The organism is Methylobacterium sp. WCS2018Hpa-22 (assembly GCF_031843785.1).
Lineage (GTDB): Bacteria > Pseudomonadota > Alphaproteobacteria > Rhizobiales > Beijerinckiaceae > Methylobacterium.
The window spans coordinates 45,821-58,798 of the sequence record NZ_JAVTJA010000013.1; the positions used below are offsets into that span (position 1 = coordinate 45,821).

At 66.1% G+C, this 12,978-nt stretch carries 15 protein-coding genes and 1 tRNA gene; 9 read left to right on the forward strand and 7 right to left on the reverse strand.

What is annotated here, in order from left to right; all coding sequences use genetic code 11:
* Positions 1-21: 21 nt before the first annotated feature.
* Together ffh and RQI43_RS17550 are read right to left on the reverse strand one after the other, a co-directional pair.
* Complete coding sequence (ffh, locus tag RQI43_RS17545; RefSeq protein WP_311275989.1) at positions 22-1,584, reverse strand: signal recognition particle protein; 1,563 nt, start codon at positions 1,582-1,584, stop codon at positions 22-24.
* Positions 1,585-1,601: 17 nt separating this feature from the next.
* Positions 1,602-1,832, reverse strand: a complete 231-nt coding sequence (locus tag RQI43_RS17550) for a hypothetical protein (protein ID WP_056144470.1) — start codon at positions 1,830-1,832, stop codon at positions 1,602-1,604.
* A gap of 381 nt (positions 1,833-2,213) precedes the next feature.
* Between RQI43_RS17550 and RQI43_RS17555 the strand changes: the two genes are divergently transcribed.
* Entirely contained in the window at positions 2,214-3,443 is a 1,230-nt protein-coding gene (locus tag RQI43_RS17555; protein WP_311275990.1) for a GGDEF domain-containing protein, read from the forward strand.
* A gap of 388 nt (positions 3,444-3,831) precedes the next feature.
* Here the strand turns inward: RQI43_RS17555 and RQI43_RS17560 are convergent, their stop codons facing one another.
* The gene (locus RQI43_RS17560; protein WP_056432785.1) at positions 3,832-4,200 is read right to left on the reverse strand and encodes a hypothetical protein; all 369 of its coding nucleotides are present in this window, start codon (positions 4,198-4,200) and stop codon (positions 3,832-3,834) included.
* A 76-nt stretch (positions 4,201-4,276) separates the two neighbouring features.
* Entirely contained in the window at positions 4,277-5,299 is a 1,023-nt protein-coding gene (locus tag RQI43_RS17565; protein WP_311275991.1) for an LLM class flavin-dependent oxidoreductase, read from the reverse strand.
* A gap of 185 nt (positions 5,300-5,484) precedes the next feature.
* On the opposite strand from RQI43_RS17565, the gene RQI43_RS17570 reads away from it, so the two are divergent.
* Positions 5,485-6,399, forward strand: coding sequence for an MBL fold metallo-hydrolase (locus RQI43_RS17570; RefSeq protein WP_147832536.1), 915 nt, complete (start codon positions 5,485-5,487; stop codon positions 6,397-6,399).
* 16 nt (positions 6,400-6,415) lie between these two features.
* Here RQI43_RS17570 and RQI43_RS17575 read toward each other — a convergent pair whose 3' ends face one another.
* Positions 6,416-7,117 (reverse strand): glutathione binding-like protein, encoded by a 702-nt coding sequence (locus RQI43_RS17575; protein ID WP_311275992.1) that lies wholly within the window; start codon positions 7,115-7,117, stop codon positions 6,416-6,418.
* A gap of 180 nt (positions 7,118-7,297) precedes the next feature.
* Here RQI43_RS17575 and RQI43_RS17580 point away from each other — a divergent pair, with 180 nt between their 5' ends.
* From RQI43_RS17580 to RQI43_RS17605, 6 genes are all read left to right on the forward strand, one after another.
* Positions 7,298-7,561: a hypothetical protein gene (locus RQI43_RS17580; protein ID WP_244477921.1), complete on the forward strand. Its 264-nt coding sequence runs from the start codon at positions 7,298-7,300 to the stop codon at positions 7,559-7,561.
* 31 nt (positions 7,562-7,592) lie between these two features.
* Positions 7,593-7,787, forward strand: coding sequence for a hypothetical protein (locus RQI43_RS17585; RefSeq protein ID WP_056432797.1), 195 nt, complete (start codon positions 7,593-7,595; stop codon positions 7,785-7,787).
* A gap of 72 nt (positions 7,788-7,859) precedes the next feature.
* A complete protein-coding gene (locus tag RQI43_RS17590) occupies positions 7,860-8,111 on the forward strand; it encodes a pilus assembly protein PilZ (RefSeq protein ID WP_311275993.1) in 252 nt (83 codons plus the stop codon).
* Between the two features lie 372 nt (positions 8,112-8,483).
* The gene (locus RQI43_RS17595) at positions 8,484-8,753 is read left to right on the forward strand and encodes a hypothetical protein (RefSeq protein WP_311275994.1); all 270 of its coding nucleotides are present in this window, start codon (positions 8,484-8,486) and stop codon (positions 8,751-8,753) included.
* Between the two features lie 182 nt (positions 8,754-8,935).
* Positions 8,936-9,012: transfer RNA gene (locus tag RQI43_RS17600), tRNA-Pro, on the forward strand.
* A 49-nt stretch (positions 9,013-9,061) separates the two neighbouring features.
* The gene (locus RQI43_RS17605; RefSeq protein WP_056433142.1) at positions 9,062-9,373 is read left to right on the forward strand and encodes an ETC complex I subunit; all 312 of its coding nucleotides are present in this window, start codon (positions 9,062-9,064) and stop codon (positions 9,371-9,373) included.
* A gap of 33 nt (positions 9,374-9,406) precedes the next feature.
* On the opposite strand, the gene RQI43_RS17610 is transcribed toward RQI43_RS17605, so the two are convergent.
* Positions 9,407-9,610 carry a hypothetical protein gene (locus tag RQI43_RS17610; RefSeq protein WP_311275995.1) on the reverse strand — a complete coding sequence of 68 codons (204 nt, stop codon included), beginning with the start codon at positions 9,608-9,610 and terminating at the stop codon, positions 9,407-9,409.
* An 82-nt stretch (positions 9,611-9,692) separates the two neighbouring features.
* Positions 9,693-10,448 (reverse strand): SHOCT domain-containing protein, encoded by a 756-nt coding sequence (locus RQI43_RS17615; protein ID WP_311275996.1) that lies wholly within the window; start codon positions 10,446-10,448, stop codon positions 9,693-9,695.
* Between the two features lie 230 nt (positions 10,449-10,678).
* On the opposite strand from RQI43_RS17615, the gene glgX reads away from it, so the two are divergent.
* Entirely contained in the window at positions 10,679-12,955 is a 2,277-nt protein-coding gene (gene glgX, locus RQI43_RS17620) for a glycogen debranching protein GlgX (RefSeq protein ID WP_311275997.1), read from the forward strand.
* The last annotated feature ends 23 nt before the right edge of the window (positions 12,956-12,978 follow it).

Sequence of the window (12,978 nt, forward strand, 5' to 3'; positions counted from 1 at the left end):
TTCGCTACTCCCCATTCGCCCCTACTTCTTCTTCCCGAACGGGAAACCGCCGAGGCCCGGCAGACCGCCCGGCCCCTTCGGTCCTCCGAGCCCCGGAAGGCCCGGCATCTTTCCACCGCCGAAGCCCGGCGGCATGGGCGGCAGCTTGCCGCCCAACTGCTTCTGCATCGCCTCGATCTGCTCGGGCGTCGGCTCGGGCATGCCGGGAGGAAGGCCGGGCATGCCGCCCATGCCGCCGCCACCCAGACCGAACATCGAGCCGAGCGCCTGGCCGATGCCGCGCTTGCCCGAGCCCATCGCCTTCATCATGTCGGCCATGGTCCGGTGCATCTTGAGGAGCTTGTTGAGCTCCTCCACCTTCGTCCCCGACCCCGCGGCGATGCGCTTCTTGCGGGAATTCTTGAGGATGTCGGGATTCTTGCGCTCCTGCGCGGTCATCGACGAGATGATGGCGCGCTGGCGCTTGAACATGTTCTCGTCGAGATTGGCGCCCTCGACCTGCTTCTTCATGGCGCCCATGCCGGGGAGCATGCCCATCAGGCCGCCGATGCCGCCCATCTTCTCCATCTGGGCGAGCTGCATCGACAGGTCGTCGAGGTCGAACTTGCCCTTGCGCATCTTCTCCGCGGTGCGGAGCGCCTGCTCATGGTCGATGGTTTCGGCCGCCTTCTCCACGAGAGAGACGATGTCGCCCATGCCGAGGATGCGGTTGGCGACGCGGGAGGGGTGAAACTCCTCGAGCGCGTCCACCTTCTCGCCGGTGCCGACGAGCTTGATCGGCTTGCCGGTGACGGCGCGCATGGAGAGCGCCGCACCACCGCGCGAATCGCCGTCCATACGGGTCAGCACGATGCCGGTGACGCCCAGGCGCTCGTCGAAGGCGCGGGCGGTGACCACGGCGTCCTGCCCGGTGAGCGCGTCGGCGACCAGCAGGACCTCATGAGGCTTCGTCGCCGCCTTGACCTCGGCGGCCTCGGCCATCAGCGCCTCGTCGAGGGTGATGCGACCGGCGGTGTCGAGCATGACCACGTCGAAACCGCCGAGGCGCGCGGCATCCATGGCGCGGCGGGCGATCTGCACCGCCGACTGGCCCTCGACGATGGGCAGGCTGTCGACGCCGACCTGCTTGGCCAGGATCGCCAGCTGCTCCATGGCGGCCGGGCGGCGGGTGTCGAGGGAGGCGAGCAGCACCTTGCGCTTGTCGCGGTTGGTCAGGCGCCGGGCGATCTTGGCGGTGGTGGTGGTCTTGCCCGAGCCCTGGAGGCCGACCATCAGGATGGCGACGGGGGCGGGGGCGTTGAGATCGATGAGGCCGGCCTCGGAGCCGAGCATGGCCACGAGTTCGTCGTTGACGATCTTCACGACCATCTGGCCGGGGGTCACCGACTTGACGACGACGGCGCCGACCGCCTTCTCGCGGACCTTCTCGGTGAAGCCGCGCACCACTTCGAGGGCGACGTCGGCTTCGAGCAGCGCGCGCCGCACCTCGCGGAGGGCCGCGGTGACGTCGGCTTCCGTGAGCGCACCCCGTCGGGTGAGCCCCGAGAGGATACCGGACAGGCGGTCGGACAGGCCTTCGAACATCGTCTGGCTCTCCGAACCTACTGGAACAGGCCGGCGGACGAGACGCGCCGCACCTGCAGCGCCGCCTCGAAGGCGTTGATCGCCGACGCGAACTTGTCCCGGCAATCGGGATTGCAGAACCCGACGACGGACCCGTTGTAGAGCGTCAGGGAATCGGCCGCGATCGGCTTGCCCGACCAGGGGCAGACGTCGTTGACCGCATCCTCGATGCGAAGGGGTTCATGCGCTTGCGACAGGGCGAGACTCACTCGTCTGGATCGGCGGAGCGACGGCCTGTTTCCAACGCGAAACTCGCCCGAGGGCGCATCGCGCTGTCGGGCGTTGACCTCCAGCCTCACAGGGCCGGTCGGCGTTCGTATTGACGACATGTCGTCGGATATGAGGTTGGCGGACTAGTCCGAGAGCCCACGCAAGTCAAGATCGCGGTGGAAACCAAGGACAAATCCCGCCACGCGATCGCGGCCGAGAGTATGGTGCTTGGCCTCGATATTCCTCCGTCTAACGTCGGGACGGCTGCGAATCACGTATTCGGCGTCGTTTCCTTCGAGCCTGGCCACGGCGAGGCCCGTAATCCGGGCCCGAGAATCGGCCTTGGACTTCGCGGATGACGAAAGAAACACCTGCCCCGCATGCCGGACTTTTACACGCTCTACCTCATCGTGCTGATAGCCGGGCTCTCGCACTGCGTGCTCTGGGCGGCCATCCTCTATCGCTACAGGACGCTGCCGGGGGTGCGCTACTGGCTGGCGGGCAGCATGGCTCATGTGGCGGGCGGCATCCTGCTCGCCATCGATGGCGGCGTCGGGAATTTCGCCACCACCGTCGGCGGGAATGCCGTCGCCTGTCTGGCCTTTCACCTGAATACGGTCGGCCTGCGCCGCTTCCACGGGGACAGGCCGCGTTGGGCTCTCCATGCCGGGCTGCTTGCCGCCAGCATCCTGGCCATGGCCCTCACCTGGCGGCCCTGGTGGGGCCAGAACCCACTCTACGTCACGTCGCAATGCATTCCTCTCGTGCTCGCAATTCTCTATCTCGCCCGGCGCCGGACACGGGAGCTCGGCGCACTCATCACGATGAGCGCACTGGCGTCGGCCATCACGGCCCATGGCATCGTCGCCTGCGCGGTGACGGTGAGGCTCAGCGGCATCGCGCCGGATGTCTCCCTGGTCTCCCTCGCGGCCATCGACCTGCTGGTCTTCATCCTGGCGGGCATCATCTGGAATTTCGGCTTCATCGTCTCGGTGGTCGACAGCCTGATGGCGAAAGTGGAGCGGCTCGCCGCCGAGGACGACCTGACCGGCCTGCCCAATCGCCGCCAGTTCATGCAGCAGCTCACCGGGGAATGCGCGCGCAAGACGGGCGAGCCGTTCAGCGTGATGCTGATGGATCTCGACCGGTTCAAGGGGATCAATGACGGCCTCGGCCACATGGCCGGCGATGCCGCGCTCAAACACGTGGCGGACGCGGTACGGCGAATCGTCCGTCCCGCCGATGTGTTCGCGCGGCTGGGCGGCGACGAATTCGGCATCCTGCTTCGCGGCGTCCAAGGGGATGCGGCCGGTCGGATCGCCGAGCAGGCCAACGCGGCCCTGCGCGCTTCACCCTTCCTCTGGCGTGGCGAACGCATCGGGCTGACGATCAGCATCGGCGTGACCTCGGCCGTCCCCGGCAGACACCACATGCCGGAGGAACTGATCGAATGCGCGGATTCCGCGCTCTACGTCACGAAGGGCCGGAAACGAGACGGCTGGACATTCCTGCCCTTCGCGTCCCGGCCGAACTTCGGCGCAGGTCATGCGGGCGGAGCAAAGGCCACGCGCCTGCCCGACCGGGCCTCCCGCATCCCGCTGGCAGGCTGAACCCACCGCCTCCGGTCGAGCGCTATGAGAGTCACGCATCTCGCGGGATGCGCGGGACACGGCTCGAGAAAGGCAGGGCGCCTGCATATGGCACCACCCCGTCATTCCGGGTCGCCACCGGCGAGCCCGGAATCTAGAGCCGCAGACGGTGCAAAGTCCTCACCACCTGTGTTTCTGGATCCTGGGCTCCGCTGCGCGGCCCCAGGATGACTGAGGCTACAATTAGGCTTCCGACGAGCAAATCGGCCACTGCAATCTGCTTCTGTTCCCAGGAGAGGAAGCCCGTTGCGCCTCAAGTCGAACCCTCTTGAATAGAGCGAACAGCCGTCGAGTGGATGGATAAATCCGGCAGGCTCGGCCGAGAGCGATCAGAGCGAGGCCCCCGGATTCACCGATCCTCGAATTTCGGCTTCCGCAATTCAGCCTGGAGTTTCAGCACCTCGTCGAGACTCATCGACCGGCTGCTCCAGTTCGTCTCCATGATGTTGATGGCGGTGAAGCTGTAATGGGCCTTGCCGCCATAGGCGTCGAACGGCGTGCCGTCCGGGTCCGGCGCCACCGGCTTGACGTAATCGACCCGGTAGGACGGGTGGCCGCCCTTGCCCGTGACCGCGATGCGGACCGATGCGTTGCCGTGCCGCTTCTGGCAGAAGCGCATGTTGGTGAGCAGCCGGCTCAGATAGGCGTCGGCCTCCTCCAAGGTGGGGACGACGTCCACGAGAGTCGCGTCGGAGGGAAGGTGCGTCTTCTTGATCATGTCGGCCCGTGAGGTTGGTGCCGCACCATAGGCATACCGCCCGAGCGAGGCGAGACCCCGCCCGGCGCGACCGGGATCAGCCCGCGACGAGTTCCCGCGCCGGGGCTGCCCGGATCGGTGCTCCGGCGACTTCCGCCAGGATCTCGTAGGAGCGCACGCGCGCGGCATGGTCGTGGATGGCGCTAGCCACCATGAGTTCGTCCGCGCCCGTCTCGGCGATCAGGTCTGCGAGCCCCCGGCGCACGGTCTCCGGCGAACCGACGATGGCGCGGGCCAGCATCCCCGAGGCTTGGCGCTTCTCGGAGGGCGACCAGTAGGTCTCGATATCGTCGATGGGCGGCGGCAGCAGGCCCCGCGTGCCCCGGAACATGTTGGCGAATTGCTGCTGCGCCGAGGTGAACAGGCGGCGCGCCTCGGCATCGGTCTCGGCCGCCACGACGTTGACGCCGACCATGGCATGGGGCGCCGTCGACTGCTCGGACGGGGTGAAGCGCTCGCGATAGACTGCGAGCGCCTGGATCAGCGCGTCCGGCGCGAAATGCGAGGCGAAGGCGTAGGGCAGGCCGAGCATGGCGGCGAGCTGCGCGCCGAACAAGCTGGAGCCGAGAATCCAGAGCGGCACCTTGGTGCCCGTGCCCGGCACGGCCTGGATCACCTGGCCCGGCTGCGCGTCGCCCAGCAGCGCCTGGAGTTCGAGGACGTCCTGCGGGAACTGGTCCGACGTCTCCGGCGAGCGCCGCAGGGCGCGCAAGGTGCGCTGGTCGGTGCCAGGTGCGCGGCCGAGGCCGAGATCGATCCGGCCCGGATACAGGGTCTCCAGCGTGCCGAACTGCTCGGCGATGACCATGGGCGAGTGGTTCGGCAGCATGACCCCGCCGGCCCCGACGCGGATGCGGCTCGTGCCCGAGGCCACGTGGCCGATGACCACCGAGGTCGCCGCGCTGGCGATGCCCACCATGTTGTGGTGTTCGGCGAGCCAGAACCGCCGATAGCCGAGGCGCTCGGCGGCCCTCGCGAGGTCGAGGGTGTTCCGCAGGGCGTCCCCGGGCGTCGCGCCATGCGGCACGAAGGCGAGGTCGAGAACGGAAAGAGGGATCATGAATCGCGTGTCCGTTTGCATGAGCGACCGGCTCGCGCCGGCCATGAACGTCCCCACCCGGAAGAGATCGCGACGCCGCCGCCGCTTCGCAAGCGGGCCGTCCGGCGCAGGGGCCATGCGTTCCGGCCGGCCCCGAAGCGATCCTCACGTCATCCGACCCGCGACAGGCTCGACACACGACCTATATGGCTGGGCCTCGACCTCCCGCCCCGAACCCGAGCAACGCCACCGTGTCTCCCGGATACCTGCCCTTCGCCGGCGCCCTCGATCTTCCCGCCTATACCTGTGACAATTGCGGGTTCTGGCAGCGCCATTTCGCGCCGCCGCCCTCGTGTCCGATGTGCCTCGACGCACGTCACGTGGTGCCGCAGAAGGGCTGGCAGTTCTGGAGCGAACGCGAGGCGCAGGACCGCTTCCCCTGCCATTGGGAGGAGCTGGAGCCCGGAATCTGGCGTTTCTGGAACGATCCCGTCTCGGGCATCGGGCCGAGCGCCTACCTGATCCAGACGCCCGACGGGAATATGGGGTTCGAGGCCTGCCCGGTCTTCAGCGAGGCGGCGCTCAAGCACATCGCCTCGCTCGGCGGAATGCAGGTCCTATCCTCGTCGCACCCGCATGCCTACGGGGCGCTGGTGCAGCTGCAGGACCGGTTCGACCCGGAACTCTGCCTGCCGGCCGCCGACTTCATCTGGAGCGCGGCCTTGCAGGTCTCCTGGCCCTACGACGATTTCCTCGAACCGCTCCCCGGCCTCGAACTCCACCGCACGGCGGGGCATTTCGACGGCCACGCAATCCTGTTCGACCGGGCGCGAAAGATCCTGTTCTGCGGCGATGCCTTGAAATTCGAGCTCGACCCGAAGGATTTCCGCCGGGCCGAGACGATCTCGGCGCACAAGGCCTTCGTGCGTGGGGTGCCGCTGACCACCAACGAATTGCGCCGCTACCGCGACGTCTTCGCCCAGCTCGACTTCACCCAGACCTGGACTCCGTTCGAGCCGGCCGCCAATTGCGGCCGGGCCGAGGTGCTGGCGCTCATCGACGGCATGCTGGCGACCCGCCCGCACGCCGCCCCGGTGAGGCTCGACAGCCTCCGGCGATAGCTCAGCCGCGCTTGCGTCAGTCGCGCTTGGCGGTCTGGCCGAACATCACCTTCTTGGCGTCCTCGCTCATGGTCTTGCCGTGATCGGGGTTGACCTCGGGCGCGCGGGCATAGGCCGCCTTCGTGGCCGGACGCTCGGCGATCGCCGTGAACCAGCGCTTGAGGTTGGGGAAATCGTCGAGGTTCTGGCCCTGCTTCTCCCAGGGGACGATCCACGGATAGGAGGCCATGTCGGCGATGGAATAATCGGGCCCGGCGACGAACTCCCGGTCGGCCAGACGCCGGTCGAGGACGCCGTAGAGCCGGTTCGTCTCCTTGACGTAGCGCTCGATGGCGTAGGGAATCTTCTCCGGCGCATATTGCGAGAAGTGGTGGTTCTGGCCGAGCATCGGCCCGAGCCCGCCCATCTGCCAGAACAGCCATTGCAGCACCTCGGCGCGGCCGCGCGGGTCGGAGGCGATGAAGCGTCCCGTCTTATCGGCGAGGTAGAGCAGGATCGCGCCCGATTCGAAGAGCGAGACCGGCTCGCCGCCGCCCTGCGGTTCGTGATCGACGATGGCCGGCATCCGATTGTTGGGGGCGATGGCCAGGAAATCCGGATAGAACTGCTCGCCCTTGCCGATGTTCACCGGCCTGATCGTGTAGGGAAGTCCGACCTCCTCCAGGAACATCGTCACCTTATGGCCATTCGGCGTCGGCCAGTAATGCAGATCGATCATCGAAATCCCTCCAGCGAACCGCGATCACCGGGCGGCGCTGAAAGCCGAGGTGGCGACCGTCGGCACCGAGGTCAAGCCGGCACCGTTCGGTCGAATGCGACGGATTTTTCACCCTATCGCTTTACGGTTCTCGTGCTTGCATCCCCCTTCACGGGGTAACCCGAGCGGGAGACCGGCAGGATGAGCAGCGCGACGGCGATCAGCGGCGGCGGGATGGTGGCGGCCTCCCAGCGCTTCAGCAATGCGGCGGAACAGATCGCTACGGTCGGCATGACCATGCCCAGCCCGACTCAGGCCGATCAGATCCTCCCCAGCCCGACCCAGGTGGACCTGTCGAGCTCGGCCGTGCAGCTCATGGAGAGCAAGGCGAGCTTCGAACTCAACACAGCCGTGCTGAAATCGACCCTCGACACCGAGAAGCGCGTCCTCGACATTCTCGTGTAGCGTCCCCATCCATCGACGGAGGTGTCTTACCATGACGATCACGGTTTCGCTGAACTCGCTCGGAGTTCTGAAAGCCACCGACGTGGTGGCGAACGCCCGTATCGACGCCCTGCGCAAGCGGGAGACCGAGTCCAACCTCGTCTCCGTCAATGTCGGCGCGCGCACCGAACCGACCTTGAACGCCCGTCCGACAGGTCAGGACCGCGTCGTCGATGTGATCGTCTAGTGCCGTACCGAAGGCCTGAAAATTAACCGGCTGCAATGACAGTCGACATCAGGTTTGATCGGGATCCATGACGTGACCACCAATCGTCGCAGCGCCTCACGCAAAGATGCCTTCCGCATCGGGGCGCTTTCATTCGGGAACGACCGGCCCGATATCGACTGCCTGGTCTGGGACCAGTCCGAAACCGGCGCCCAGATCGAAGTCGAAGTTCCGGAGGCGGTTCCGGACGAGTTCATCCTGGTCATGACGGCCTACGCGAAGCCCCGCGCCTGTACTGTGGTCTGGAGACGGGACCGAAAGCTCGGTGTCGCTTTCTCGGTCTGAACGCCGGCGCCGCCAGGACATCCGCAGGACGGGTGAGGGGCGGGAACGCCAAGTGCCGGGATCGTCGGCACCGCAGGGTCGCGGATACGGGCTCGAACCCTGAAGCCTCAAACGGCGCTTCACTCTCCGCGTCCGTACAACGCGGCTATCAGCGTGCCTCGAATGGCTCCTCCACCACATTTGCAAATGCCCCGCGGTTTCGGGCGGTCGCATCAAGGCGATGCACGCCATGCGAGGGAATTTGGTTTTTCCGATTCGAACTCTGTCGCTATGACGGTTGCAGGTCGGCGACCCGCCGCGTCGGCTCGGTGCGAGTCGATTCCATCGCTCGAGCAAAAGCCATATCCAATTGCATAGACGGGACAAGACGACATGGCACATTGGAAAGACGACGTGGATCCAGCCCTGTTCGAGGCATCGTATCGGCCAGGAGACAGAATTGTCGTTCTCGAAGAGATCGTCGCATCCGACGGAAAAAATGGCCGGTTGATCTTGGAAAAGGGACGACAGTTCGAGGTCGGCATGAGAGGCGGATTTTTGTTCTGCAAGCTCGGCGGCAACAGATACAATGAAGCGGTGATCCTCCCGGAGGACTTCCGCAAGGTTCAGATCGTGTCACAGATGAGCGTGGTGCAGACATAGCGGTCTGCCGCGACGTCCGCCAAACGGGATCGAGCGGAACCGTCCGCCATCGGCATCCTTAGGGAGGCCGAAGGCGGCGGGCGCGGATCGGTCGGGATTTCACCGCCAGCGGCTCGGCACGTGAGAGGCTGCTTGCGCCGAAACCGGGCAACCGCTAGAGCGATGGAGCCGTAACGGGCAGTCGGGGTGTAGCGCAGCCTGGTAGCGCATCTGGTTTGGGACCAGAGGGTCGTAGGTTCGAATCCTATCGCCCCGACCAATCGCGTGCTTATCGGCCGTTCCATCCTGCAGGAGCTATCGACCCCACGATGCCGAGTGCCCGGATCTACCAGCCCGCCAAGGATCCCACGCAATCCGGCATGGCCCGCACCAAAGCGTGGGTGCTGGAATTCGACCAGAGCTCTCCGCGCGACACCGACCCCCTGATGGGCTGGACCGGTTCGTCGGACATGCTGCAGCAGGTCAGGCTGTCGTTCGAGACGCAGGAAGAGGCCGTGGCCTACGCGACCCATAACGGCATCACCTACCGCGTCGAGCAGCCCCAGAAGCCCGTGATCCGCAAGGGTCTGTCCTATTCGGATAATTTCAAGTTCAACCGCACGGCGCCCTGGACCCACTGAGGCGACGGCCGAGTTGCAATCCGGGCATTCGGCTCAAAGCTGAATCAGGATCGTGACCACCCCGAAAATTAGGACCGACGCGACCGCGACGGCGAGCAGGATCAGTGCGGCGCGTGATTCGCGCATATCATCATTGGTCATCGAATCGTCGTTACAACAAATACCGGCATAATGGGAGCGGGTCCGGAGGTTGGACGGCGCCCCCACGATCACCGCGTGAGATGGCGCCGTTCCCATCGCGAGTGACGGGTCGTCCGCCTGCGATGGACATGCGTCGCCGCAGACGCCCCGAGAAACCGCCCGTCGATCGATGGGGCCCCTACAACCGCGCGAGGAGTTCGGCCTTCTTGGTCGAGAACTCGGCCTCGGTCAGCACGCCCTTGCGGTGCAGGTCGGACAAACGCTCCAGGGTCGAGATGACGTCGCCCGAGGGGGCTCCGGCTTGCGGGAAATCCGGCTCCGGTGCCGGACGCGGGCGGTCTTCGGTGCGGATCGGCGCCGGGATCGGATCGGGATGGAACGGCTTCGGCTCGAGGGAACGATCCGGTGCGGGAGCCACGCTGACCCGCTGGAGCGATTCGAGATCGACATAGCCGTTGCGGCCGCTGAAGCGAAGGCTCTGGGTATCCCCCTGCTGCTGCGAGACGCCGGAAATGTCGTAATGCCCGGTATCGTAGAGGACGAGCGTTCCCGAGGTCTCCACGGCGAGCAGCCGGCTATCCGGGAAATAGGCGTAGCGCATGCTGTTCTGCGAGCCGGACGTGGCCGGTCGGCCGAGTTCCGCCGGCCACCAATTCCCGGATGCCGCGCCGTCGTCCCATCCGCCGGGGGGCAGGGATTGGGCCAGATCCGCGCAGAGAGCCGCGACCCGTGACTTGAGATTGGCATCGAACATGTTGCCGATCATGGTCATGCCGCCGGACGACCATTGCCCGAAACCGCCGAGTTCGGGATGGTTGAACTGCGCCATGGTTCCGTTGCCCACCTCCAATGCGCGCATGAGGTGGCGGACGGCGTCGATGCTCACGCCGTGCCGTTCGGCGGCGGCTTGCAGGACGGAGGGTCTATCGGACATGGGCTGTCTCCAAAGACATGAGCCGTAAAGACATGGGCTGCCTCCAAAACGGCGAAGATGCCGGGTGCGGCGAAGCGGCCGGATCATAGTACGGCGCCTGCGCGCGAGTCCGTCTCGCAACGCAAAAAGTTTCCACGATCACGGACCTTACGGTCAAGCATCAGCGTTCACTCGGCGGAATTCATGCCGTCGGGCTCCGCGTCACGCAGCGAGCCCCCCCTGGAGTGATCATGGTCGCTAAGAACCCCCCGATGCCGCAGGCCGCCACGCAGACGAAGGCCGTGCGGTCGCGCATCAAAGAGGGATCGCCCTATCCGCTGGGGGCCAACTGGGACGGCCTCGGCGTCAATTTCGCCCTGTTTTCGGCCCATGCCACCAAGGTCGAACTCTGCCTGTTCGACGATGCCGGAGAGCAGGAACTCGAGCGGATCGAGTTGCCCGAATACACCGACGAGATCTGGCACGGCTACCTGCCCGACGCGCGTCCCGGCACGATCTACGGCTACCGGGTTCATGGACCGTACGAGCCCAAGGCCGGGCACCGCTTCAACCCCAACAAGCTGCTGATCGACCCCTACGCCAAGGGCCTCGTCGGCTCGATCACCTGGAACCCGGCCCTGTTCGGCTACCAGATGGAGACCGGCGACGATCTCACCTTCGACGAGCGCGATTCGGCGCCCTTCACCCGCCGCAGCCGCGTCATCGACCCGGCCTTCACCTGGGGACGGGACCGCAAGCCCCACGTGCCGTGGGAGAAGACGATCTTCTACGAAACCCATGTGAAGGGCTTCACCAAGCTGCACCCGGCCGTGCCGGAGAAGCTGCGCGGCACCTATGCCGGTCTCGGCAACCCGGCCGTGCTCGACTACATCAAGAGCCTCGGCGTCACCTCGGTCGAACTCCTGCCCGTCCATGCCTTCGTGCAGGACGATTATCTCCAGGAAAAGAACCTGGTGAATTACTGGGGTTACAACACGATCTCGTTCTTCACCCCGGCGCGGCGCTACGCGGCGGTGCCGGACTTCGCCTTCTCCGAGTTCAAGGAGATGGTGGCGCGCATGCACGGCGCCGGCCTCGAAGTGATCCTCGACGTGGTCTACAACCACACCGCCGAGGGCAACGAGAAGGGCCCGACCCTGTCGTTCAAGGGCGTCGACAACGCCTCCTATTACCGGCTCATGCCGGGCGAGGAGCGCTACTACATCAACGATACCGGCACCGGTAACACGTTCAACCTGTCACACCCGCGCGTCCTGCAGCTGGTGACCGATTCCCTGCGCTACTGGGCGACGGAAATGCGGGTCGACGGCTTCCGCTTCGACCTCGCCACCATCCTGGGGCGTGAGCCGCACGGCTTCGACGAGGGCGGCGGCTTCCTCGACACCTGCCGGCAGGACCCGGTGCTGAACTCGGTCAAGCTCATCGCCGAGCCGTGGGATTGCGGCCCCGGCGGCTATCAGGTCGGCGGCTTCCCGCCGGGCTGGGCGGAATGGAACGACCGGTTCCGCGACGATGTCCGCGGCTACTGGCGCGGCGATTCCGGCCTGCTGCCGAGCCTCGCCTCGCGCATCACCGGATCGGCCGACAAGTTCAACAAGCGCGGGCGCAAGCCCTGGGCCTCGGTGAACTTCCTCACCGCCCATGACGGGTTCACGCTGAACGATACGGTTTCGTACAACGAGAAGCACAACCTCGCGAATGGCGAGGACGGGCGGGACGGGCATTCCCACAACCTCTCCAACAATTACGGCGTCGAAGGCCCCACCGACGACGAGGCGATCAAGGCGGTGCGCACCCGCCAGATGCGCAACATGATGGCGACGCTGTTCCTCTCGCGGGGAACGCCGATGCTGCTCGCCGGCGACGAATTCGCCCGGAGCCAGGGCGGCAACAACAACGCCTATTGCCAGGACAACGAGATCTCCTGGCTCGATTGGGAGGGGATCGACGAGGCGGGCCGCGACCTCGCCGAGTTCACGCAGCGCCTCACCATCCTGCGCGAAGCCTTGCCGATCCTCACCCGCGGGCGCTTCCTCTCCGGCGCCTATGACGAGGATCTCGGCGTCAAGGACGTGACATGGCTGCGCCCCGACGGCGAGGAAATGTCCACGGAGAACTGGACGGATGGCGGCGCCCATTCCATCGCGGTCCTGCTCGACGGCCGCGCGCAGGCCTCGGGCATCCACCGCCGGGGCGGCGATGCGACCCTGCTGATCCTCTACAACGCCTATAGCGACCTCGTCTCGTTCACGCTGCCGAGCTCGGTCGGCGGCGTCGGCTGGACCCGGCTCCTCGACACCAACCTGCCCGACAGCCAGGAAGTCGGCACCTGGGAGATCGGCGACCGCTACGAGGTCACCGGACGCTCGATGCTGATGTTCGTGCTGAAGCCCGAGGAGACCGAAGGCGACGAGGCCACCGAAATGGAGCGGTCCTACCAGCACGTGATGCAGGCTTTCGAACGCGCCAATATCGAGAGCGTGCGCTTCGCCCCCTCGGGGACCTGAAGCGCGCACCGACGAAGTGGATG

Bases quoted from the DNA above. Each gene is read 5' to 3' on its own strand.
- ffh (WP_311275989.1), bottom strand. From the start codon at position 1,584: ATGTTCGAAGGCCTGTCCGACCGCCTGTCCGGTATCCTCTCGGGGCTC.
- RQI43_RS17555 (WP_311275990.1), top strand. From the start codon at position 2,214: ATGCCGGACTTTTACACGCTCTACCTCATCGTGCTGATAGCCGGGCTC.
- RQI43_RS17560 (WP_056432785.1), bottom strand. From the start codon at position 4,200: ATGATCAAGAAGACGCACCTTCCCTCCGACGCGACTCTCGTGGACGTC.
- RQI43_RS17565 (WP_311275991.1), bottom strand. From the start codon at position 5,299: ATGATCCCTCTTTCCGTTCTCGACCTCGCCTTCGTGCCGCATGGCGCG.
- RQI43_RS17570 (WP_147832536.1), top strand. From the start codon at position 5,485: ATGGCTGGGCCTCGACCTCCCGCCCCGAACCCGAGCAACGCCACCGTG.
- RQI43_RS17575 (WP_311275992.1), bottom strand. From the start codon at position 7,117: ATGATCGATCTGCATTACTGGCCGACGCCGAATGGCCATAAGGTGACG.
- RQI43_RS17580 (WP_244477921.1), top strand. From the start codon at position 7,298: ATGAGCAGCGCGACGGCGATCAGCGGCGGCGGGATGGTGGCGGCCTCC.
- RQI43_RS17585 (WP_056432797.1), top strand. From the start codon at position 7,593: ATGACGATCACGGTTTCGCTGAACTCGCTCGGAGTTCTGAAAGCCACC.
- RQI43_RS17595 (WP_311275994.1), top strand. From the start codon at position 8,484: ATGGCACATTGGAAAGACGACGTGGATCCAGCCCTGTTCGAGGCATCG.
- RQI43_RS17605 (WP_056433142.1), top strand. From the start codon at position 9,062: ATGCCGAGTGCCCGGATCTACCAGCCCGCCAAGGATCCCACGCAATCC.
- RQI43_RS17610 (WP_311275995.1), bottom strand. From the start codon at position 9,610: ATGGGAACGGCGCCATCTCACGCGGTGATCGTGGGGGCGCCGTCCAAC.
- RQI43_RS17615 (WP_311275996.1), bottom strand. From the start codon at position 10,448: ATGTCCGATAGACCCTCCGTCCTGCAAGCCGCCGCCGAACGGCACGGC.
- glgX (WP_311275997.1), top strand. From the start codon at position 10,679: ATGGTCGCTAAGAACCCCCCGATGCCGCAGGCCGCCACGCAGACGAAG.